This window comes from Micromonospora humidisoli, assembly GCF_016900955.1.
In the GTDB taxonomy this organism is placed as follows: Bacteria; Actinomycetota; Actinomycetes; order Mycobacteriales; family Micromonosporaceae; genus Micromonospora; species Micromonospora wenchangensis.
This window is the reverse complement of sequence record NZ_JAFEUO010000003.1, coordinates 817,048-836,492: the sequence shown is the minus strand read 5'-3', so window position 1 is coordinate 836,492 and position 19,445 is coordinate 817,048. Positions and strand designations below refer to the sequence as shown.

The 19,445-nt window shown below is 73.5% G+C and carries 19 protein-coding genes; 6 read left to right on the top strand and 13 right to left on the bottom strand.

Features of this window, described 5'->3' with window-relative positions:
* Window positions 1–10: 10 nt before the first annotated feature.
* Window positions 11–655 carry a response regulator transcription factor gene (locus JQN84_RS14700; protein ID WP_204958988.1) on the top strand — a complete coding sequence of 215 codons (645 nt, stop codon included), beginning with the start codon at window positions 11–13 and terminating at the stop codon, window positions 653–655.
* Window positions 656–761: 106 nt separating this feature from the next.
* Here the strand turns inward: JQN84_RS14700 and JQN84_RS14695 are convergent, their stop codons facing one another.
* Complete coding sequence (locus JQN84_RS14695) at window positions 762–2,093, bottom strand: alpha/beta hydrolase family protein (protein WP_204958881.1); 1,332 nt, start codon at window positions 2,091–2,093, stop codon at window positions 762–764.
* A 170-nt stretch (window positions 2,094–2,263) separates the two neighbouring features.
* On the opposite strand from JQN84_RS14695, the gene JQN84_RS14690 reads away from it, so the two are divergent.
* The 3 genes from JQN84_RS14690 (at window position 2,264) to JQN84_RS14680 (ending at window position 5,037) form a co-directional block, all read left to right on the top strand.
* Complete coding sequence (locus JQN84_RS14690) at window positions 2,264–3,118, top strand: helix-turn-helix domain-containing protein (protein ID WP_204958880.1); 855 nt, start codon at window positions 2,264–2,266, stop codon at window positions 3,116–3,118.
* A 175-nt stretch (window positions 3,119–3,293) separates the two neighbouring features.
* The gene (locus tag JQN84_RS14685; protein WP_204958879.1) at window positions 3,294–4,232 is read left to right on the top strand and encodes an NADP-dependent oxidoreductase; all 939 of its coding nucleotides are present in this window, start codon (window positions 3,294–3,296) and stop codon (window positions 4,230–4,232) included.
* Window positions 4,233–4,299: 67 nt separating this feature from the next.
* Window positions 4,300–5,037 carry a phosphotransferase family protein gene (locus JQN84_RS14680; protein ID WP_307821216.1) on the top strand — a complete coding sequence of 246 codons (738 nt, stop codon included), beginning with the start codon at window positions 4,300–4,302 and terminating at the stop codon, window positions 5,035–5,037.
* A gap of 183 nt (window positions 5,038–5,220) precedes the next feature.
* On the opposite strand, the gene JQN84_RS14675 is transcribed toward JQN84_RS14680, so the two are convergent.
* From JQN84_RS14675 to JQN84_RS14660, 4 genes are all read right to left on the bottom strand, one after another.
* A complete protein-coding gene (locus JQN84_RS14675) occupies window positions 5,221–6,600 on the bottom strand; it encodes a glycoside hydrolase family 6 protein (protein WP_307821215.1) in 1,380 nt (459 codons plus the stop codon).
* A 203-nt stretch (window positions 6,601–6,803) separates the two neighbouring features.
* Window positions 6,804–7,196 carry a PPOX class F420-dependent oxidoreductase gene (locus JQN84_RS14670; protein ID WP_204958878.1) on the bottom strand — a complete coding sequence of 131 codons (393 nt, stop codon included), beginning with the start codon at window positions 7,194–7,196 and terminating at the stop codon, window positions 6,804–6,806.
* 275 nt (window positions 7,197–7,471) lie between these two features.
* Window positions 7,472–8,713, bottom strand: a complete 1,242-nt coding sequence (locus JQN84_RS14665; protein ID WP_204958877.1) for a hypothetical protein — start codon at window positions 8,711–8,713, stop codon at window positions 7,472–7,474.
* On the bottom strand, window positions 8,700–9,233 hold the full coding sequence (locus JQN84_RS14660; protein WP_204958876.1) for a SigE family RNA polymerase sigma factor: 534 nt from the start codon (window positions 9,231–9,233) through the stop codon (window positions 8,700–8,702). The genes JQN84_RS14665 and JQN84_RS14660 overlap by 14 nt, the downstream gene beginning before the upstream one ends.
* A 182-nt stretch (window positions 9,234–9,415) precedes the next feature.
* On the opposite strand from JQN84_RS14660, the gene JQN84_RS14655 reads away from it, so the two are divergent.
* Window positions 9,416–10,705 carry a sensor histidine kinase gene (locus tag JQN84_RS14655; RefSeq protein WP_204958875.1) on the top strand — a complete coding sequence of 430 codons (1,290 nt, stop codon included), beginning with the start codon at window positions 9,416–9,418 and terminating at the stop codon, window positions 10,703–10,705.
* The gene (locus JQN84_RS14650) at window positions 10,693–11,358 is read left to right on the top strand and encodes a response regulator transcription factor (RefSeq protein WP_204958874.1); all 666 of its coding nucleotides are present in this window, start codon (window positions 10,693–10,695) and stop codon (window positions 11,356–11,358) included. Before JQN84_RS14655 ends, JQN84_RS14650 begins: the two co-directional genes overlap by 13 nt.
* Here the strand turns inward: JQN84_RS14650 and JQN84_RS14645 are convergent.
* The 8 genes from JQN84_RS14645 to JQN84_RS14610 form a co-directional block, all read right to left on the bottom strand.
* Window positions 11,327–12,067 carry an ABC transporter ATP-binding protein gene (locus JQN84_RS14645; RefSeq protein WP_204958873.1) on the bottom strand — a complete coding sequence of 247 codons (741 nt, stop codon included), beginning with the start codon at window positions 12,065–12,067 and terminating at the stop codon, window positions 11,327–11,329. The two genes, JQN84_RS14650 and JQN84_RS14645, sit on opposite strands and share 32 nt — an antisense overlap.
* Window positions 12,064–13,071, bottom strand: coding sequence for an ABC transporter ATP-binding protein (locus JQN84_RS14640; protein WP_307821213.1), 1,008 nt, complete (start codon window positions 13,069–13,071; stop codon window positions 12,064–12,066). Before JQN84_RS14640 ends, JQN84_RS14645 begins: the two co-directional genes overlap by 4 nt.
* Window positions 13,068–13,967: an ABC transporter permease gene (locus tag JQN84_RS14635; protein WP_204958872.1), complete on the bottom strand. Its 900-nt coding sequence runs from the start codon at window positions 13,965–13,967 to the stop codon at window positions 13,068–13,070. Before JQN84_RS14635 ends, JQN84_RS14640 begins: the two co-directional genes overlap by 4 nt.
* Window positions 13,960–14,961, bottom strand: coding sequence for an ABC transporter permease (locus JQN84_RS14630; RefSeq protein ID WP_307821212.1), 1,002 nt, complete (start codon window positions 14,959–14,961; stop codon window positions 13,960–13,962). The genes JQN84_RS14635 and JQN84_RS14630 overlap by 8 nt, the downstream gene beginning before the upstream one ends.
* On the bottom strand, window positions 14,958–16,553 hold the full coding sequence (locus JQN84_RS14625; RefSeq protein WP_204958871.1) for an ABC transporter substrate-binding protein: 1,596 nt from the start codon (window positions 16,551–16,553) through the stop codon (window positions 14,958–14,960). The genes JQN84_RS14630 and JQN84_RS14625 overlap by 4 nt, the downstream gene beginning before the upstream one ends.
* 77 nt (window positions 16,554–16,630) lie before the next feature.
* On the bottom strand, window positions 16,631–16,891 hold the full coding sequence (locus tag JQN84_RS14620; protein WP_204958870.1) for a superoxide dismutase: 261 nt from the start codon (window positions 16,889–16,891) through the stop codon (window positions 16,631–16,633).
* A gap of 5 nt (window positions 16,892–16,896) precedes the next feature.
* Window positions 16,897–17,571, bottom strand: a complete 675-nt coding sequence (locus JQN84_RS14615; RefSeq protein WP_239485295.1) for a superoxide dismutase — start codon at window positions 17,569–17,571, stop codon at window positions 16,897–16,899.
* A 166-nt stretch (window positions 17,572–17,737) separates the two neighbouring features.
* A complete protein-coding gene (locus tag JQN84_RS14610; RefSeq protein ID WP_239485294.1) occupies window positions 17,738–19,057 on the bottom strand; it encodes a cellulose binding domain-containing protein in 1,320 nt (439 codons plus the stop codon).
* Window positions 19,058–19,445: the final 388 nt, after the last annotated feature.

The window sequence follows — 19,445 nt, the reverse complement described above, 5'->3', positions numbered from 1 at the left end:
AGGCGACGGCATGCGGGTGGTGATCGCGGAGGACGCCGCGATGATGCGCGAGGGGTTGGTCCGGCTGCTCACCGACCGTGGCTTCCAGGTCTGCGCGGCGGTGACCGACGCGGACTCGTTACGGTCGGCCGTCGCCGACGCCCTGCCGGACGTGGCAGTGGTCGACATCCGGATGCCGCCGACGCACACCGACGAGGGGCTGCGTGCCGCGATCGACATCCGCCGCGACCATCCCGAGGTCGGGGTGCTGGTGTTCTCCCAGTACGTCGAGACCCGCTACGCGACCCGCCTGCTCACCGACCGGCCCAGCGGGGTCGGCTACCTGCTCAAGGACCGGGTAGCCGACGTCGCCGACTTCGTGGAGGCGCTGACCCGGGTGGCGGCCGGCGGCACCGCGCTCGATCCGGAGGTGGTCGGTCACCTGATGCGGGCCGGGCGGGACGTGGCGGGGCTGGCGTCGCTGACCCCCCGCGAGCGTGCGGTGCTCTCGGCGATGGCCGAGGGCCGGTCCAACGCCGGCATCGCGGCGGCGCTCGCCATCACCCCCGGGGTGGTGGAGAAGCACGTGGCGAACATCTTCGCGAAGCTCGGGCTGCCGGCCTCGGACGGCGACAACCGCCGGGTGCTGGCCGTCCTGCGCCACCTCGGCGGCTGACCGTGCCCGGTCCGACGCCGGCCGGCGTGCATGCCCGTCGGCCGGCGACCGACACGAACGCCGGCCGGCAGCCGAAGGGCCACCGGCCGGCGGGGTGGTTCGCGGGTCAGGGGATGAAGGTGACGCCGGGCAGTCGGGGCGACGGACCGTCCAGCAGGTGCCCGTCCCGGCCGCGCAACCACCTGTCGAAGAAGGCGGTGACCAGGGTCTCCTGGGTGCGGACGGCGCGGGCCGGGTCGAGGGTGCCGATGGTCTCGGTGACGAAGCTGTCGGGAAGGCCGAGTTGCCGGGCGATCTGCGGAAGCAGCGGCACGATGTCCTTGTACGCGTCCTCGCTGGGCGCCCCGTCGAGCCGCAGGTCGACCCGCCAACCGGTGCTGTTGTCCCACAGCATCCGCCAGGACGGCGTCTGCCGGTGGTCGGTGCCGGCGTCACCGACGAACATGAACGGCCGGTCCAGACCGGTACGGGTCACCGGCCACAACCGGAGGGCATCCGGGACGATCGGTGACTCGATGCTGCCGTCCATGTCGATCGCGGCCCTGATCCGGGAGTCCTCGCTCATCACCTGCAGAGCGGTGATCCCGCCCGCCGAGACACCGAACATGCCCGCCCGGCGCAGGTCCAGGCCGCCCGCCACGCCCCGGGGCAGCGGCCGGCCCTCCGCGTCCGGGTTGCCACCCCGGTGCAGGGCAGCCAGCTGGTCGAGCACGAAGCGGATGTCCGCGACCCGGGTGTCGAACACACGGGCCGCGAGTCGCTGGAAGTCGTCGGGCTGCTGCGCCTGCTCGAAGAGCTGCGGCAACACGGTGGTGAGGACCCGGCCGTCGGGAAACTCCACCTCGGACGTCTCGTAGGTGTGGTCGACGGTCACCACCACGTACCCCCGGCTGGCGAGGTCCTGCACCACCGTGGTGTTCCAGGTCCGCGGGTCGCCGGCCCCGGGGGAGTACAACACCACGGGGAACGGTCGCGCGCGCCGCGCCATCGGCGCACCCCGGTGACCGCTGGTCCGGGTGGCGGCGAAGTCCACCGCGCCCGCCGGTATGTCGTACAGGCTGGTCCCGACCCCGTCGGCGCTGCCGAAGTGGGCCGCCGCGCCGGGCAGCATGTGGGGTGCCCGGGGGAAGCGGTCCACGTCGGTGGCCGGATACCAGAGGCTGACCATCAGCTCGCGGGAGGCCGGGGTGGTCGCCCACGGGTCGGTGCGGGAGCGGTCGACCAGGTGCAGGTCGACGGTGCCCACCGGATAGGGCCCGGTCGGCGTCGGCAGTCTCAGCCGGGCCGGGCCGTCACCCGGACGCCAGGTCGGCCCGTCACCTGGATGCCGGGTGGACGGCTCGACGGTGCCGGCGGCGAAGGTGGGTGCCGCGTTCGTCAGGGTCAGACAGCCGGCGACCAACGCGGCGAACAGGGCTGTGCGGATTCTCCGTGCCATGAACGGGCTCCTCGGGAAACCGGGGCTGCGCCTGCGGCCGCCCTCGGTCGTTCCCACGCTAGGAGCGCGACAGGGGCGACAGAAGGCGGCTTCCACCCGCCGTCGTACCGGGGATAACCCCCGGGACCACCCGCGACCTGCGGTCCGGCCGGTCGGGGCAGACTGGGACCGTGGAACGTCACGAGTTCGGCGTCGCGGTGCGCCAGTTGCGGGAGAGCACGACGCCGGCGACGGTCGGGCTGCCGGTCGGCCGGCGGCGGGTGCAGGGGTTGCGGCGGGAGGAACTCGGCGAGCTGGCGGGCATGTCGGCGGACTACGTACGCCGGTTGGAGCAGGGGCGCAGTCATCCGTCGGCCGGGGTGGTGCACGCCATCGCCCGTGCGCTGCGGGTCGGGCGGGCGGAGTACGAGCGGCTCTGCGCGCTGGCCGGGTACGCCGCCGCGGACGGGCGGGTGCCCGACGAGATCGGTCCGGGCGCGATGCGGCTGCTGGAGCGGTTCACCGACACCCCGATGTTCGTCTCCGACGCGGCGATGAACCTGGTCGCCGTGAACACCGCGTTCCTGGCCCTGGGGCACTGGGAACTCACCGGGGACCCGTGGCAGTGGAACGTCGCCTGGCGTACGTTCTGCGATCCGTTCCGTGGTTTCCGGCAGTCGGCGGCCGAGGCGACCGATCACGAGGCGGTCCTCGTCGCCCGGCTGCGCAGCGCGGTGCTGCGTTACCCGGCCGATGCCTCCCTCGCCGGGCTGGTGGACGAGATGCGCAGCCGCAGCGGTCTGTTCGACACCCTGTGGCGGGAGCCGCGTCCGGTGACGGCCTACGAGAGCAGCGCCGCGTTCGTCCATCCGGACGGCGGTGTCGTCACCCTCGTCGGCAGCCTGGTCACCATCCCGGGTGACGATCTGGCGGCCCTGATGCTCACCGCGGCACCGCGTTCGGCCGATGCGGCGCGGCTCGCCGAGATCGTCGACGACGCCGGTGAGCCGGCCGTCATCAGGGTGGGCCAACCTGGCCCAGGCTGACCGCGCCGGTTCCTGCCAGATTGGGTGACGTATCCGGCGACCGCGGATCCGGCGGCTGCCTCCGGGCGACCCTGGTGACACCGGGCCGGATGCCTCCGCACCGCGCGGCGCTGCCGCGACGGCACCGCTTCGCGCCCGAGGCTCACCGACGGCGTCCAGGAAAGCAGGTCAGGCAATGAAGGCAGTGCGTTTTCACGAGTTCGGCGGCCCCGAGGTGCTCCGCTACGAGGACGTCGAGCAGCCCGTCCCCGGTGTCGGTCAGGTCCGCATCCGGGTCGCCGCGACGTCGTTCAACGGCGTCGACGGCAACATCCGCGCGGGCTTCATGCAGGGCCCGATCCCGGTCGAGCTGCCCCACACTCCCGGCCTCGACGTCGCCGGCACGGTCGACGCGGTCGGTCCCGAGGTGACCGACATCGCGGTCGGCGACCGGGTCATCGGCTTCCTGCCGATGACGGGGACCGGGGCGGCGGCGGAGTACGTGATCGCGCCGGCGGAGATCCTGACCGGGGCGCCGGGGAACATCCCGTTGGCCGATGCGGCGGCGCTTCCGCTGGTGGGGCTGACGGCGTGGCAGGCGCTGTTCGACCACGGCAGGCTGACCGCCGGCCAGCGGGTGCTGGTCAACGGGGCCGGCGGCGCGGTCGGCGGATACGCCGTGCAGTTGGCGAAGGAGGCCGGTGCCCGGGTGATCGCCACGGCCAGCCCCCGCAGCGCCGACCGGGTCCGGGCCGCCGGGGCCGACGAGGTGGTCGACCACACCAGCACCGACGTGACGGCGGCGGTGACCGAGCCGGTCGACCTGGTGCTCAACCTCGCCCCGGTCGCCCCGGAGCAGCTCGCCGCCCTGGTCACGCTGATCCGTGACGGTGGAACCCTGGTCAACACCACCGTCTGGATGCCCGCCCCTTCCGACGGGGCGCGTGGCGTACGCGGCATCGACCTGTTCGTCCGCAGCGACGCCGACCAGCTCGCCGACCTGGCGGCGCGGGTGGGCACCGGCGAGTTGCACGTCGAGGTGGCCCAGCGGGTGCCGCTTGCCGAGCTGCCCGCGCTGCACGCCCGGGCCGGCGCGGGTGAGCTGCCCGGCAAGACGGTCGTCCTCACGGCCTGAGGGCGACCGTCCGGCCGGCGGCACAAACCAGGTGACGTCGACGGATGTCTACGCGAGACTGACCGGCGTGGCAGGGGTCGAGGTGGTCGTCGCCCATCAGGAGCGCGCGACTCTGCGCGTCGGCGACCTGTTCCTCAAGATCGACTCCGATCCGACGCGCACCGCCGTCGAGGTCGAGGCGATGGCGCTGGCACCGGTCCCCACGCCGGAGATCCGATGGCACAGGCCGCCCGTGCTCGCGCTCGCCGCCCTTCCCGGGCGGCCACTGGGCCAGCTCGGCGAACCGTCGACCGCGTCGCCCGCCGCGTGGGCCGCGGCCGGTGCCGCCGTACGCAGGCTGCACGACGCCCCGCTGCCGCCCTGGCCCGGTCGTCACCTCGACGACCTGGCGGCACGCCTCGACGGGGAGTGCCGGTGGCTCGTCACGAACGGCGTCCTCCCCGCCGATCTGGTCGCCCGTAACCGTCGGGTCGCCGAGGCCGCGCTGCGGCCGTGGACCCCGGTGTTCATGCACGGCGACCTGCAGACCGCGCACGTGTTCGTCGAGCACGACGAGGTCACCGGCGTGCTCGACTGGTCCGAGGCGGGCCCCGGCGACGCCCTGTACGACCTCGCCATCCTGACGCTCGGTCACGAGGAGCACCTGGGTGACGTCGTCGCCGGCTACGGCACCGAGGTCGACGTCGACGTCATCCGGGCGTGGTGGTCGGCGCGGAGCCTGCTGACGATCCGCTGGCTGACGGAACACGGCTTCGACCCGGCCGCTCCGGGCTGCGAGATCGACGTGCTCACCGCCCGGAGGTGAGGCCACCGGGCCGGTGTTCCCTCCGCTGCGGGTGACCCGCGCCGGCGTAGACGTACCGTTGGAAGATCTCCTGGTGTGTGAGATCCCCTCTCCTGTCTAGCCTGCGGCCGGGCCGCAGCGAGCGGACGGCGGACGGCCCGGCGCGGAAGGGTGCTCCGCGCCGGGCCGTCGCCGTCGGACCGGTCAGCTGGCCGCGCAGGTGGCCGTGGCACCGGGGCCGGTGCCGTTGCCCTGGAAGCCGAAGTTGGTCGACTGCCCGGCACCGACCTGCCCGTTGTAGCTCACGTTGGTGAACCGGACGGTCCCGCTGGTGCCGCTGGACTGTGCGCTCCAGGTGCTGGTGACGCTGGCACCGCCGGGCAGGCTGATGCTGACGTTCCAGCCGTTGAGGGCGGTGGCGCCGGCGGTGACCGTAACGCTCGCCGTGAAGCCGCCGTTCCACTGGTTGACCACCACCGACGCGGTGCAGCCGTTGCCGGCCGGCGGCGGCGTGGTGGGGGGCGCCGTGGTGGGGGGCGGGGTCGTCGGCGGGGCCGTGGTGGGCGGCGCGGTGGTCGGCGGGGTCGTCACCGGCGGGTTGGGTGCGCCGTTGGCCAGACTGAAGGCCAGGTCCGGCTGGAAGGAACCGGCGGTGTATCGGCAGCCGTCGGCCTCGCCCGGCGGCTTCACCCAGAGGTACGCGTCGATGTTGTTGTCGCCGGTGTTGGTCGTCGGGTACTGCCCGATACGCCGGTCGGTGTTGTCGTCGCCGCACCAGTCACCGCTGGCTCCGCCGTTGCGGCTGGTGTCGATGACCTGGCGCTTGCCCGAGATGCCCATGCCGTTGAGGGCGTTGATGACGTTCCGGCCGAAGTTCGCCTCACTGGAGGTGGGGTTGAAGTTCGACACGTTGGTGAAGAAGCCGTCGGCGTACTGCACGCCGGCCGCGCGCAGGCGGTTGGCCGTCTCGTTGGCGCTGTTCCAGGTGGAGTGGCCGCCGTCGAGGTAGACCTTGGCGTTGGGGTTGGCCGCCTTGAGGGTCCGGGTGGCCGTCGAGATCGCCTGGTTGCGGGCGTTGATCTCGTTGCTGTTCAGGCAGGTCAGCAGGGCGAGCGAGTCGGTCTCCAGGATGATGATGACCGTCTGGTTGCCCAGCCCCCGGGCGAAGTTCGACACCCAGGTCTGGTACTGGTTGAGGTCGGGCGCGCCCCCGGCGCTGGCCCCGCCGCAGTCCCGGTTGGTGATCTCGTAGATCGAGAGCACCGGGATCTGCCCCGCGGAGTTGGCGGCGCCGACGAACGACGCGGCCTCGGACTGCGCGGTTGACGGGTTGAAGTTGGCGAACCACCGGGCCTGCGGCTGGCTGGCGATCTTGTCACGGATGACGCCGACCCGCGAGTCGCCGGGGTTGGCGGCGACCCAGCGGACGACGGCCGTCGTCGGGTCGCGGTAGAGCGGTCCGGATATCGTCCCGGCGGAGGCGGTGCCACCGGCGAGGACTACGCCGGCGGCGGTGACGCCCGCGACGGCCGCCACGCTGAAGGCCGCCACCGATCTGCGGCGGAGCGAGGAGAGGGTAGCCACGACGTGTTGCCTCCTGATCACATAGATGTTTCTACATGGGAGCGTTCCCACGACGGTAGCCGAGGCGTGCGCCGCTGCCAAGACGTACGGCCCACCCATTAAGACATCGACCAACTTCACGGGCTGGGCGGGCCGGACGGCAGCGTAACGCCGGTGCGGGGTGCGGCGACCGGAACAGGGAGGCGGCGACCCCGCTCACCGGGTCACGGTGTGTGCACCCGGTCGACCTTCACGGTGAGCAGGACCCGCTGCTGCCCACCACCGCCGAAACCGGGATAGGGGCGACCGAGGTACTTGCGGGACAACTCGTCGATGTGCTCGCGGGCACCGGCGGTGGAGATGTCCACCACGCTGCCGCGCAGCGCCCAGTACCGGGCCGGGGCGGCGGGGTCGGCGACGCCGATGGCGACCCGCGGGTCGCGTCGTACGTTGCGGGTCTTCTGGTGGGTGTCCACGGTGTTGACCAGCACGTGCTCGCCGTCGGTGCCCACCCAGGTCTGGGAGATCTGCGGTGACCCGTCGGGCATGAGCGTGGTCACGAAGCAGATCGCCGTACCGTGCAGGACCGCGACCAGGTCGTCGGGGAGAGCCGTCATGGGCTGCGCCTTCATCTCGGGGTGTGGTGGTGGAGCCGGCCGACAGCCAAGTGGAATAGAAATTCCAAATGGAAGGGCTATTCCACTTCCTGGGCGGTGCCGTGTCCACCTTCCGGCGCGGGATCGGGGCGACGTCGCCCACACACGGCGACAGCGGCACCGCCGTCGTGCGCGGTGCCGCTGTCGCCGGTGGCGGCCGGTCCCGATCGGTCGCCGGAGGGGGCGGCCGGTCCCGATCCCTGCCGCCGGCCGACCCGCCGGAGGGGAAGGTTCCGTTACGGCCGGAGGGCCTGCGCGGCCGGGGTCCAGGTCGACTCGTCCCTGACGTCGGCGACCCTGATGCCCTTGGCGACCTTCTCCAGCTCGGCCAGCGGCAGCTTGTTGCCCAGGCCCATCCCGCTGACCTGGAGGACGACCGTGCCGTCGGCGTTCCAGATGTTGCAGAAGCCGCCGCCTCCGGCACCGTCACCCGGGGCCCGCCGGTCCGAGCCGGGGTAGCACTTCGTCACACCCGGCTCCGGGGACTGGTTCGAGCTGCCGGCCGGCGTGACGAAGATGTGGAAGCCGTCCTTGATGCCGTTCTCGGCCTGGTCGTAGGGCGCGGTCAGGCCCGAGGTGGGCGCGGCCGGCCGGGTGTACGTCGCGCCGCCGAAGTCACCGGCGCGGGCCGCGGCGATGCCGCTGAGGCCGGGCATGGCGTGCGTGCCGGACTGCAACGGCCGGTAGCCGGCCGGCACGTAGCCCACGGTGAACGGCACCGTGGCCGGCTTCGGCCGGCTGGGCTTCAGACCGCCGACCAGGCCGCCGAGGTCCTGGAAGCTGGGCGAGGCCACGGAGCTGGAGATCGACGTCACCGCCGCCCACGCGTTGGGCGCGTACTCCCAGGCGAGCAGCTTGTTGCCCTCGTCGACCGGCTTGCTCGGGTCGAGGCCGACCGGCAGGGTCGCCTGCACGGCCCGGTGCCCGGCCACGGTGACCTTCCTGCCGTTCTTGATCCCGGCCGGGTCGAAGACGCCCGGCCGGTAGACGGTCAGGTACGCCCACAGGCTGGGCTTGCCCCCGGCCGCCCGCTTCTTCTGCTCGATGGGGTCGCCGCCCGCCTCGATCTCGTCGGCGGTGACCGGCTTGTCGTTCGAGATGTGGCCGTCGGAGTAGACCGAGGCGATCTGGTAACCGACCGACGCGACGATCGGGTCCTGCACGTGCAGCGGGCCCGCGTCGTACCCCTGGAAGGTGAAGGTGAACGGCGGGGCGTCGGCCCAGCGGGCCTCGGTGGGTGCGGCGGCCGCCGCACCCACCGGGGGCGGCGCGGCGGTGGTGTCCCGCCCGGCGCCCAGGGTCGGCAGCGCGAACGCGCCGGCGACCGCGACCACGACCAGGCCGGCCGCGCCGGCCGAGGCGAACCCGGCCCGGCGTCGCCGCTGCGCCCGGCGTCCCGCCGCGACGATGTCGTCGGCGGTACGGGTCATCGGTGGCTCCTGACCGGTCACCGCGTCCACCAATTCATGCAACTGCACTGGTCAACTCCTCGATCGAATTCCCGGTGAGATTGATGCGTTCGGCAGCGAGCGACTCGCGCAGCTTGGCCAGACCGCGGGATACCTGGCTCTTGGCGGTGCCCACCGTGCAGTCGAGGACGCCTGCCGTGTCCTCCAGGCTCAGGCCCAGGTAGTGCCGGAGCACGACGGCGGCCCGCTGCCGGGCCGGTACGGCGTCGAGCGCGGCCCGCAGCCGCATCCGCTCGTCGGTCGCGTCGGCCGGGTCGCGCAGCGCGACGTCCGGCATGGCGTCACCGGACGACCGCTCCCGCCGCCACGGCCGCCGGGTCTCGTCGACCGCCGCCCGGTAGACCATGGTCTTGACGTAGAGATCGGGCCGTTCCAGCTTCCGCCAGCGGGGATAGAGCTTGACCAGGGCGTTGGCCACGGCGTCCTCGGCCGCGTGCCAGTCACCGCAGGTCATGTACGCCAGCTTGCGCAGCGACGCCATCTGGGACGTCACGAACTCGCGGAACGCCTGTTCGTCTTCGGCTCTCACGTCGGCTGCCTCCTTGTGCCGGAGGTAGAACGGAGGCACCGGCCCGGGGAGTTGCACGGCCCGGTCAAGTAGTTGCCGGATCACTGTGCGCGACGACCTCCCAGCCGGGTAGGGCCAGGCATACCCGCAACGCTACGACCAGTGGGCTGGGTCGGGCGGCGTCGCCCTGACAGGGTTCGACCATGACCCCGGACGTACCCCTGCACCTGGCGGCGGCGCTGCGCCGACGCGACCACCTGCTCTCCCCGTGGCCGTGGCGGGCGCTGGCCTACCTCGCCACCACCCTGCCGGTCGCCGCACCCCTGTCGATCGGGCTGCTCGTCGTCGGCGCGCCCCTGATGGCCGTGCTCAACACGGTGCGGCAGGACCGCCCGGTCGAGCTGCCCATCGTCGTGTTCCTCACCGTCGTCGCCCTGCTGGTGCTCGCGTCGGCTCCGGTCGTCAGCCTCGCGGTGGCCGTGGTCGAGCGGTGGCGGCTGCGCCTGGTCGACCCGCGACCGCTGCACCGCCCCCGGTATACGGGTCTGGTGGCCCGCTACACCAGCGCCGCGGCCTGGCGGGAGGTCGGTCACACCTTCCTGCTGGGCGGGCTCGTGCCGCTGGCGTACTGGCTGCTGTTCATGCTCGTGCTGCTCGACGCGACGCTGATCGCCAGCCCCTGGCTGGCCAGCGGCAACGACCCGGTCATCGTGGTCTGGACCACGATCGACACCCCCCGCCAGGCGATCCCGTACGCGGCCGTGGGCGTCCTCTGTGTCCCGGCGCTGCTGTACCTGGCGGTCCTGCTCGCCGCCGGCCAGGCGACGGCGGCCCGTTGGCTACTCGACGGGTCCGTCGACACCACGGCGCTGCGGGAGGTCACCCGCTCCCGGGCCCGACTGGTCGACGCGTACGAGGCTGAGCGTCGCCGCATCGAGCGGGACGTGCACGACGGCGCGCAGCCCCGGCTGACCAGTCTCACCCTCCAGCTCGGCTTGGCCCGGCTGGACGTGCCCGACGACTCCCCCGCCGCCCGGCCGCTGGCCGTCGCGCACGAGCAGGCGAAGGGGCTGATGGTCACGCTCCGGCAGATCGTGCAGGGCATCCGCCCGCAGAACCTCACCGAACTCGGCCTGGCCGGCGCTGTCCGGGAACTGGCCGGGGCGGCCACCATCCCGGTCGACGTCCGGGCCGACCTCGGGCAGCCGCTGCCGGAGGTGGTCGAGACCACCGCCTACTTCGTGGTGTCCGAGTCCCTGGGCAACGTGGCCCGGCACGCCCGCGCGGGCCGGGCCGAGGTACGCCTGACCAGGTCCGCCGGCCGTCTCGTCGTCGAGATCGAGGACGACGGGTGCGGCGACGCCGACCCGGCCCGGGGCAGCGGACTGACCGGGCTCGCCGACCGGGTCGCCGCCGTCGACGGCCGGCTGCTGCTGTCCAGCCCGCCCGGCGGGCCTACCCTGGTGCGGGTGGAGCTGCCGTGCCCCCGGTGACCCGGGTCGTGCTCGCCGAGGACGAGGTGCTCCTGCGGGAGGGCATGGTCGGCCTGCTGACCCGGTTCGACTTCGCGGTGGTCGCCGCCGTCGGCTCCGCCCCGGAGCTGCTGGACGCGGTCGACGCGCACGAACCGGACCTGGTGGTGACCGACATCCGGATGCCGCCGCAGCACCGCGACGACGGGCTACGGGCCGCCGTCACCGCCCGCGCCGCCCGCCCGCACCTCGCGGTGGTGGTGCTCAGCCAGCACGTGCAGGCCGGGTACGCCGCGGCGCTGCTCGACAGCGGTGACCGCCGTCGGGTCGGTTACCTGCTCAAGGACCGGGTCGCCGACGTCGCCGAGTTCGCCGCGACCCTGCGTCGGGTCACCGACGGCGGCACGGCCATCGACCCCGACGTGGTGCGGCACCTGCTGCACCGCCCCCGCGACCCGCTCGCCGTCCTGTCCGCCCGGGAGCGGGAGGTGCTGGTGCTGCTGGCCGAGGGACACTCCAACGCGGCGATCGCGGCCCGGCTGTACGTCACCGAGGCGGCGATCGGTAAGCACGTCGGCAACATCCTGGCCAAGCTCGACCTGCCGCCCAGCGACGACACCAACCGCCGGGTGCTCGCCGTCCTCACCTACCTGCGGACCGGCCCCGTCCGGTAGCCGTCGCGGGGTCGGGCACCGCCGCCACCGACGGCCCCGGCAGGTCCACCACCCGGGTCGCCCAGCGGGCCAGCAGCGCCGGATCGTGGGTGATCAGCAGCACGCCCGCCCGGTGCCGGCGCTGGTAGTCGGTCACGACTGCCGCCACGTGGGCCTGGGTGGAGGCGTCGAGCATGGCGGTGGCCTCGTCGCAGAGCAGGTGGTCGGGGCGGTGCACGAGGGCGCGGGCCAGGCATGCGCGTTGCAACTGCCCGTCGCTGACCGCGTGCGGACGCCGGGTGAGCAGGTCGGGGGTGAGCCCGACCAGGTCGGCCAGCTCGGCCGTGCGGGCGCTCACCTGCCCGGCCGGTGTTCCGGTGGCGCGTAACGGTTCGGCGATCAGGTCGGCCAGGCTCAACCGGGGGTCACTGGCGGCGCGGGGACTCTGGAACAGGATCGCCACCCGGGTCCGTACGGCGGCGGGCAGCCGGTGCCGGACCCCGGCGACGGGTTCGCCGTCGAGGGTGATCCGGCCGCCGTCCGGGGCGTGCAGGAAGGCCAGCACCCGGGCGAGGGTGGACTTGCCGCTGCCGGAGGGGCCGCGCAGGCCGACCGTCTCCCCGGGTGCGACGTGCAGGTCGACCCGGTCGAGCACGCGCTGCCGTCCGTAGTGGACGGTGACCTGGTGCGCGGCGAGCCCGGCGGGCGGATGGTCGGCCGTGGTCGTCATGCCGCTGCTCCGGAGGTGAGCGGGTGGTGGCAGGCGACCTGCCCGGTGCCGTCGGCCGTCGGGCGGGGCGGGGTACGGCAGGTGTCGGTGGCCCGGTGGCAGCGCGGAGCGAACGCACAGCCGGCGGGCAGGTCGGTGAGCATCGGCGGGTGACCGGGCACCGGGGTGAACGCCCGGTCGGGCAGGGCGTCGAGCAGCCCGGCGGTGTACGGGTGGGCGGGGCGGTCGAACAGGTCCGGGGTGGGCCGGTGTTCGACGACGCGGCTGGCGTACATGACGGCGACGGTGTCGGCGACGCGGCGGGCGGCGGCCAGGTCGTGGGTGATGAGCAGGACGGCGGCCCCGGCGTCGCAGCGGCGGCGCAGCAGGTCCAGGGTGTGCTCCACCAGCGGCCGGTCGAGGCCGCTGGTGGGTTCGTCGGCGAGCAGCAGCGGCGGGTCGGGGGCCAGTGCCAGGGCGGTGGCCAGCCGTTGGGCCATCCCCCCGGACAGCTCGTGCGGATATCGGTCGAGGTCGGCGGGGTGCAGGCCGACGTCGGCGGCGGCCCGTTCGGCGGCCTCGGCGACGTCGCGGCGGGGGTGCCCGTGGGCGCGCAGGGTCTCCTCCAGCAGCCGCCGGCCGGTGCGCACCGGGGTCAGGGCGGTGGCCGGGCTCTGCGGGACGAGGCCGACGACCCGGCCCCGGACGTGCCGGGCGAGGTGCCGTTCACCCGCCGCGACCAGGTCGACCGGGGTGCCGTCCGGCGGGTGCAGGTGGGCGTGCCCGGTGACGGTGGCGTTGCGGGGCAGCAGGCCGAGCAGGGCGTGCGCGAGCACGGACTTGCCGCAGCCCGACTCGCCGACCACGGCCAGCAGTTCGCCGGGGTGCAGGTCGAGGCGCAGGTCGGTGACGGCGTGCACGACGGCGTCGGGGAGCCGGAACCGGACGGTCAGCCCGTCGACGGTCAGCAGCGCCGGCCGGGGGCCGGCGTCGGTGGGCACGGTGCCGGTTGCGCTCGCGGTCACAGCTGCAACTCCGCCCGTACGCGGGGGTCGAGGCGGTCCCGCCAGCGGCCGGTGAGCACGGCCAGGGCGAGGGTGACGGCGACCAGAGCCAGGCCGGGAACGATGCTGGCCCACCACGCGCCGGTGAGCAGGGACCGCTGACCGTCGTTGATCATGTTGCCGATCGAGGCGAGATGCGGCGGCAGGCCCAGGCCGAGGAAGGACAGCGCGGTCTCGTGCCAGACGGCGTGCGGCACCATCAGCGTGGTCGCCAGCGCGAGCCGGGGCAGCACGTGCGGCAGCAGGTGCCGGGTGAGCACCCGGGCCCGGCTCGCCCCGCCGGCGATCGCGGCGTCGACGAACGGGCGGGACCGTAGGCTGAGCAGTTCGGAGCGGACGATCCGGGCGGTGGAGAGCCAGTGCGTCAACGCGATCGAGGCGACGACCGCGCCGAGGCTCGGCCGCAGCATCGCCACGATGAAGATGCCCAGCAGCAGGTGCGGCAGGGCGGCGACGGTGTCGACGACCCGCATCAGCACCCGGTCGACGCGCCCGCCGACGCTGCCGGCGACCGCGCCGACGAGACCACCGATGACGGTGGCGACGAGCGCGGCGACCACCCCGACGAGCAGCGAGACGCGCAGCCCGTAGAGGCTGCGCAGGGCCACGTCCCGACCCAGGTCGTCGGTGCCGGCCAGGTGTTCGGGCGAGGGCGCGAGCCGGGTCCGGGTTAGGTCGACCGCGCTCTGGTCCAGCGGCCACAATAGTGGTGCGAGCAGGCAGGCGAGGACCGCGACGACGAGCACGGCGGCGGCCACCCCCGCGCCGGCCCGCCCGCCCCGCAGCAGGATGGCCGGCCGGCGCGGCGGCAGGCGTCGGGCGGGCGGGGCGGCCGGTGGTGGGGCGAGGTCAGTCATCGAGGCGTACCCGGGGGTCGGCGGCGGCGTAGCCGAGGTCGGTGGCCAGGTTCGCGGCCAGCACCACGACGGTGGTGGCCAGGGTGGTGGCGGCCAGCAGCGGGAAGTCGGCGCCCAGCGCGGCCTGCACGGTGACCGCGCCGAGACCGGGCAGCGAGAAGACGGTCTCCACCAGCACCGCGCCGCCGACGAGTTCGGGCAGGTGCGTGCCGACCAGGGTGAGGAAGGGCAGCAGCGCCGTCCGCAGCGCGTGGCCGAACAGGACGGTACGGCCGGGCAGCCCCCGGGCGCGGGCGGCCAGCACGTGGTCTTCGCGCAGGCTCTCGGCGACCGCGTCCCGGACGAACAGCACGAACCACGGGGCCTGGGAGATCGCCAGCACGGTCACCGGCAGCACCAGGTGCCGGGCCACGTCGGCCGGGTCGGTGCCGGTCGCGGTGAGGTCGGTGAGCCCACCGGCGGGCAGCCAGCCCAGGGTGAGGGCGAACACGGCGATCGCGGCCAGCCCGATCCAGAACACCGGCATCGACTGCACGGCGTACGCGACGGTGCGCAGGGCGCGGTCGAAGACGCCACCGCGCCGGTACGCGGCCAGGGTGCCCAGCAGCACGCTGGCCACCAGGACGAGGGCGAGGGCCAGGCCGACCAGCAGCAGGGTCCAGCCGGCGCGGGCGGCGAGCACCGAGGTGACCGGTTCGTGGCGGCTGGTGGACCAGCCGAGGTCGCCGCGCAGCAGGTTGCCCACCCAGCGGGCGTACTGCACCGGCAGCGGGTCGTCGACGCCCCAGTTCGCGCGGAGCTGCGCGAGGTTCTCCTCGGTGGTGGTGAAGGCCGCCGCGCCCGCGTACTGCTGGGCCGGGTCGATCGGGGAGGCCGCGCCGAGGGCGAACATGCCCATGCTGGTCGCGGCGAGCACCGGTACGGCGACCAGCAGCCGGCGGCGGATCATGACCCCGGCCCCGGCCAGCCGGCGACGTCGGCCGGGTGGCGTCACGCCTTCTTCTCCCAGGTGTGCACGTTCCACCAGAGGCTGTTGGCGACGTCGTGCTCGTGCGGCTCGACCCGGGGGGTCACCCCGGTCACGCTGTCGCGCACCACGTAGGTGTGTTGCAGGTAGGTGAGGAACACCCACGGCACGTCGGCGGCGAGCTGCTTCTGGAAGGTGGCGTACGCGGCCCGTCGGGCGGCCGGGTCGGCGCTGTCCCGCCCGGCCTGTAGCGCGGCGTCGACGGTGGCGGACCGGTAGGAGCCGGGGTTGAAGAAGCCCTGTCCGGCGAAGGCGGAACCGAACAGCTTGAACGACACGAAATCCGGGTCGTACGGGGTGCCGTACCCCATGATCAGCGCGTCGGTCTTCATCCGGGGGGTGATCGCGTCCCAGGTGAGACCCTGCGGGGTGACCGCGACGCCGATCTTCCTGGCGTCGGCGGTGACCGCCAGGGCCAGTTCCTTGCGCAGGCTGTCGGTGGCCGGGTACATCAGCGTGAACGCGGCCTGCCGCCCGTCCCGGGCGCGGATGCCGTCCGGGCCGGGGGTCCAGCCGGCGGCGTCGAGGATCGCGGCGGCGGCGGCCCGGTCGGCGGCAGCCCGGCCGGCGATCGACGGCTCGGCGAACTCGGAGGTGGGCGGCACCGGGCCGAACGCCGGCTCCCCCGCCCCGCCGAGCACCCCGGTCACCATGGCCTGCCGGTCCACCGCCGTGCTCAGCGCCCGGCGGACCGCCAGGTCGCCCAGCACGGGGTTGCCCATCGGCAGCATCACGCCCCGGTAGTCGGCGGTCGGGACCTTGTGCACCTGCTGACCGCGCTGGCCGTCGAATCCGGTCGCCAGCTTCGGCGGCAGCTCGGCCGCGTCGAACTCGCCGGCCCGCATCCGCTGGGCGCGGACGTTGTCGTCGGCGACGAACGCCACCACCACGCCCGGGTTCGCCGGCTTACCGCCCCAGTACCGCTCGTTCGCCGCCAGCACCAGCCGGTCCCCCGGCGTCCACGACGTCATCCGGTACGGCCCGGTGCCGATCGGCAGGCGGTTGAACTCCGCCTTGTTGACGTCCTGCCCCTCGAACGCCTTCGCCGGCACGATGCCCAGCGCCAGCCGCTGCACGAACGGCGCGTACGGGTGCTTGAGGGTGAAGACCACGGTGGACGGGTCGGGGGCGGCGACGGAGGCGAGCATGTCGAGGTCCGAGCGGAGCGTCGAGTCGACCTTCGGGTCCAGCACCGCCTGGTAGGTGAAGACGACGTCCCCGGCGGTGAGCGGGCTGCCGTCGTGGAACAGCACCCCCTCGCGCAGCGTCGCCGTCACCGTCCGGCCGTCCGCCGACACCGTCGGCAGTTCCCGGGCCAGGGCCGGCACGAGCTGGTTGCGGGCGTCCCGGGCGACCAGCCCGTCGAAGATGAGCGACGCGCCGTCGGGGCCGTAGTTGAGCACCGGGTTGAGGGTCTCCGGCTCACCCGCCGTGGCCACCACGACCGGACCGCCTGCGGCTCCGCCGGTGGACGACGGCGTCGGGGACGTGCAGCCGGCGACGACGGCCAGGGCGATGCCGAGCAATGCCGGCACGCGTACGGAGCGGGGCTTGACCATGACGTACTCCTGGGATGTCGCGGTGGAGCACCGCCGCGTCGACGCTCGACGCGGCGGTGCTCCAGGAGGCCGGTGGATCAGGGGGCGGGCGGCGGAGAGGTGTCGGCCACAAGCAGCGTGAGCTGCCGGACCAGGTCGTCCAGCGACTCCCCGGTCTGCGCGCGGACCAGCCCGAGGGCGAGGTCGGCGAGCAGGTAGAAGCCGAGGGTGCGGGCCTGCTCGGTGTCGAACGAGGCCAGCAGCGCCTCCGCCCCGGCGAGGTCACCGCGACGGCGGGCGGCGATGACCCCGGCGGCACGCTGGACGAGGTCGGCGGCGACCGGAACGGGGCCGGTCACGCCGGTCAGAGCTTCGGGGCGGTCGCGCGGGCGGCGTCGAAGCGGGCGGTCACGTCGGCCCAGTCGACGAGGTTCCACAGCCGGTCGACGTAGTCCGGACGGACGTTGCGGTACTGCAGGTAGTAGGCGTGCTCCCAGGCGTCGAACACCAGCAGCGGGGTGGAGCCCTGCCCGACGTTGCCATGGTGGTCGTAGACCTGTTCCACGATCAGCCGCTGCCCCAGCGGTTCCCAGGCCAGGACGCCCCAGCCGGAGCCCTGCACGCTCTTGGTCGCCGCCGACAGCTGCCCGGCGAAGCCGTCGAACGAGCCGAAGTGCTCGTCGATCGCCGCCGCCAACTCCCCGTCGGGCCGGTCACCGCCGTCCGGGGAGAGGTTGTTCCAGAAGATCGAGTGCAGCACGTGCCCGGACAGGTTGAACGCGAACGTCTTCTCCAACCCGACCAGCGCCGCGAAGTCGCCCTTGTCCCGGGCCTCGGCGAGCTGTTCCAGGGCGTCGTTGCTGCCCTTGACGTACGCCGCATGGTGCTTGCTGTGGTGCAGCTCCAGGATCTCGCCGGACATGGCCGGCTCCAGTGCACCGTAGTCGTACGGCATGTCGGGCAGCGAGTAGAGGCCCACCAGCAGCTCCTTGAATCGTGGGTCGACAGCGGGGCGGGCACTCGGGCCAGGTCGGATCATCGCAGGCCCGGGTACCCGCCACTGCTGCCACTATCGCGTAGTTGCCAGTTATTGGCAATAAGACCCGCCACGTCTCACCCGGGCGGCAGACCCGCGACACCGACCGGGCCCGGAACGGACGGCGGGCCCGGAGCCGGGTGGCTCCGGGCCCTGAGGGCGTCCGTGATCAGGAGATGGCGCAGGTGATGTTGCCGGGCGGCGGGGTGCCGTTGCCGGTGGCGGTGAACCCGAACGTGGTCGAACCGTTGGGGGCCAGCGCGCCGTTGTAGGCGGCGTTGCGGACGGTGACGTTGCCGGTGGTGCCGGTGTTGACGCCGTTCCAGACGCTGCTGAGCGCCTGGCCGCTGCCCAGGCTCAGACCCACGGCCCAGCCGGTGATCGCGCCGGAGCTGGTGTTGGCCACGGTGACCTCACCCTGGAAACCGCCGGGCCAACTGTTGACCGCCTTGTAGGTGGCGGTGCAGCCGCCCGGTCCGCTGGTGGGCGGCGGGGTGGTCGGCGGCGGCGTGGTCGGCGGGGCGGTGGTGGGCGGCGGAGTCGTCGGCGGAGCGGTGGTCGGCGGGGGCGTGGTGGGCGGCGTGGTGGACTGGAACTGGCTGAAGAAGCGCCAGATCTCCCCCGAAGTCCAGGTCCGCGAGTCGTTGGGGGTGCCCGACCCGTCGACCGGGCTGGGGGTGTGGTCACCGTCGAACGCGGCCCACTGCACCGGGAAGCCGGAACGGCAGCCCGAGTAGACGGTCGTGATGTGGGTGAAGGTGTTCAGGCCCGGCTCACGCGGGCTCTGCGCGGTGCACCCGTTGTTCCGGACGAACGTGTCACGCAGCGACCGGCCCATCGAGATGTTGAGCACGCTGTCGTGGGTGCCGTGGATGCCGAAGTACGGCACCGGCTGGGTTCCGCCGCTGCAGCCGCTGAGCTGGGCGCCGGACAGCACCGCGACCGCGCGCACGACGGTGGGCCGGGCGCAGGCCACCGCATAGCTCATCGCGCCGCCGTAGCTCCAGCCCAGCACGAAACGCTGGGTGGTGTCCACGCACAGGTCGTTCTCGACCTGCCGGAGGATGTCGTCGAAGAGGGTCAGGTCCCGGCCGTTGGTGTTGGCCCAGCCGGCGTCGATACCCTGCGGGGCGACGAAGATCGTGCTGTTGTTGGACAGCGGCAGCAGGCCGTAGTAGCCGGCCGAGGAGACGTTCTGCGCCGAGCCGTTCAACCAGTGGAAGCCGACGACCAGCCGGTACTGACGGTTGCGGTCGTAGCCGTCCGGAATCCGCAGGATGTAGCTGCGGTTCTGCCCGCTGCTGGTGATCGTGCGCGTCCCGTTGCTCAATGTGGGGGCCTTGCCGCAGCCGGCCGTCGCCGCGAGGGTGCCGTTCGTCGCCGCCTCCGCCGTCGCGGAGAGGCCGCCGTTCAGCGCGCCGCCGACGGTCGCCGCGAGCAGGACGGCTGCGGCGGCGATGGTCGGGAGTAGGTGTCTGTGTCTGACCATTGCTTGGCTCCTTGCCATGGGTCTGGTGTCCCGGTGGTGATACGCGAGTCGACCCGGCGATGGCCGGTGGACGGCAGGATGCGGTGAACGACCCGCACCCCGTCTCCCGCCTGGGCAGGGCGACTCGGGTGGGCGGACGCGCCCGTTCGGCGCGGACGGCACAACGGCTCGGTGGAGCGGCCCGGACGTGGTCGTCGACCGGCAGGGCGGCGCGAGGGGTGCCCTCGGGTTCCGCTGCCAACGGACTGCGACGACGGGAAGCGTGCCCTTCGCTCCCGGCCGAAAGATAGCAGGTTATCGATAACATACTCAACCGGACGAGCGACGCCGGCCGCCGGAGCGGGTGCGTCGTGGCACCGTGACGCCACCCGTGTCCCCCCGGCCGGGC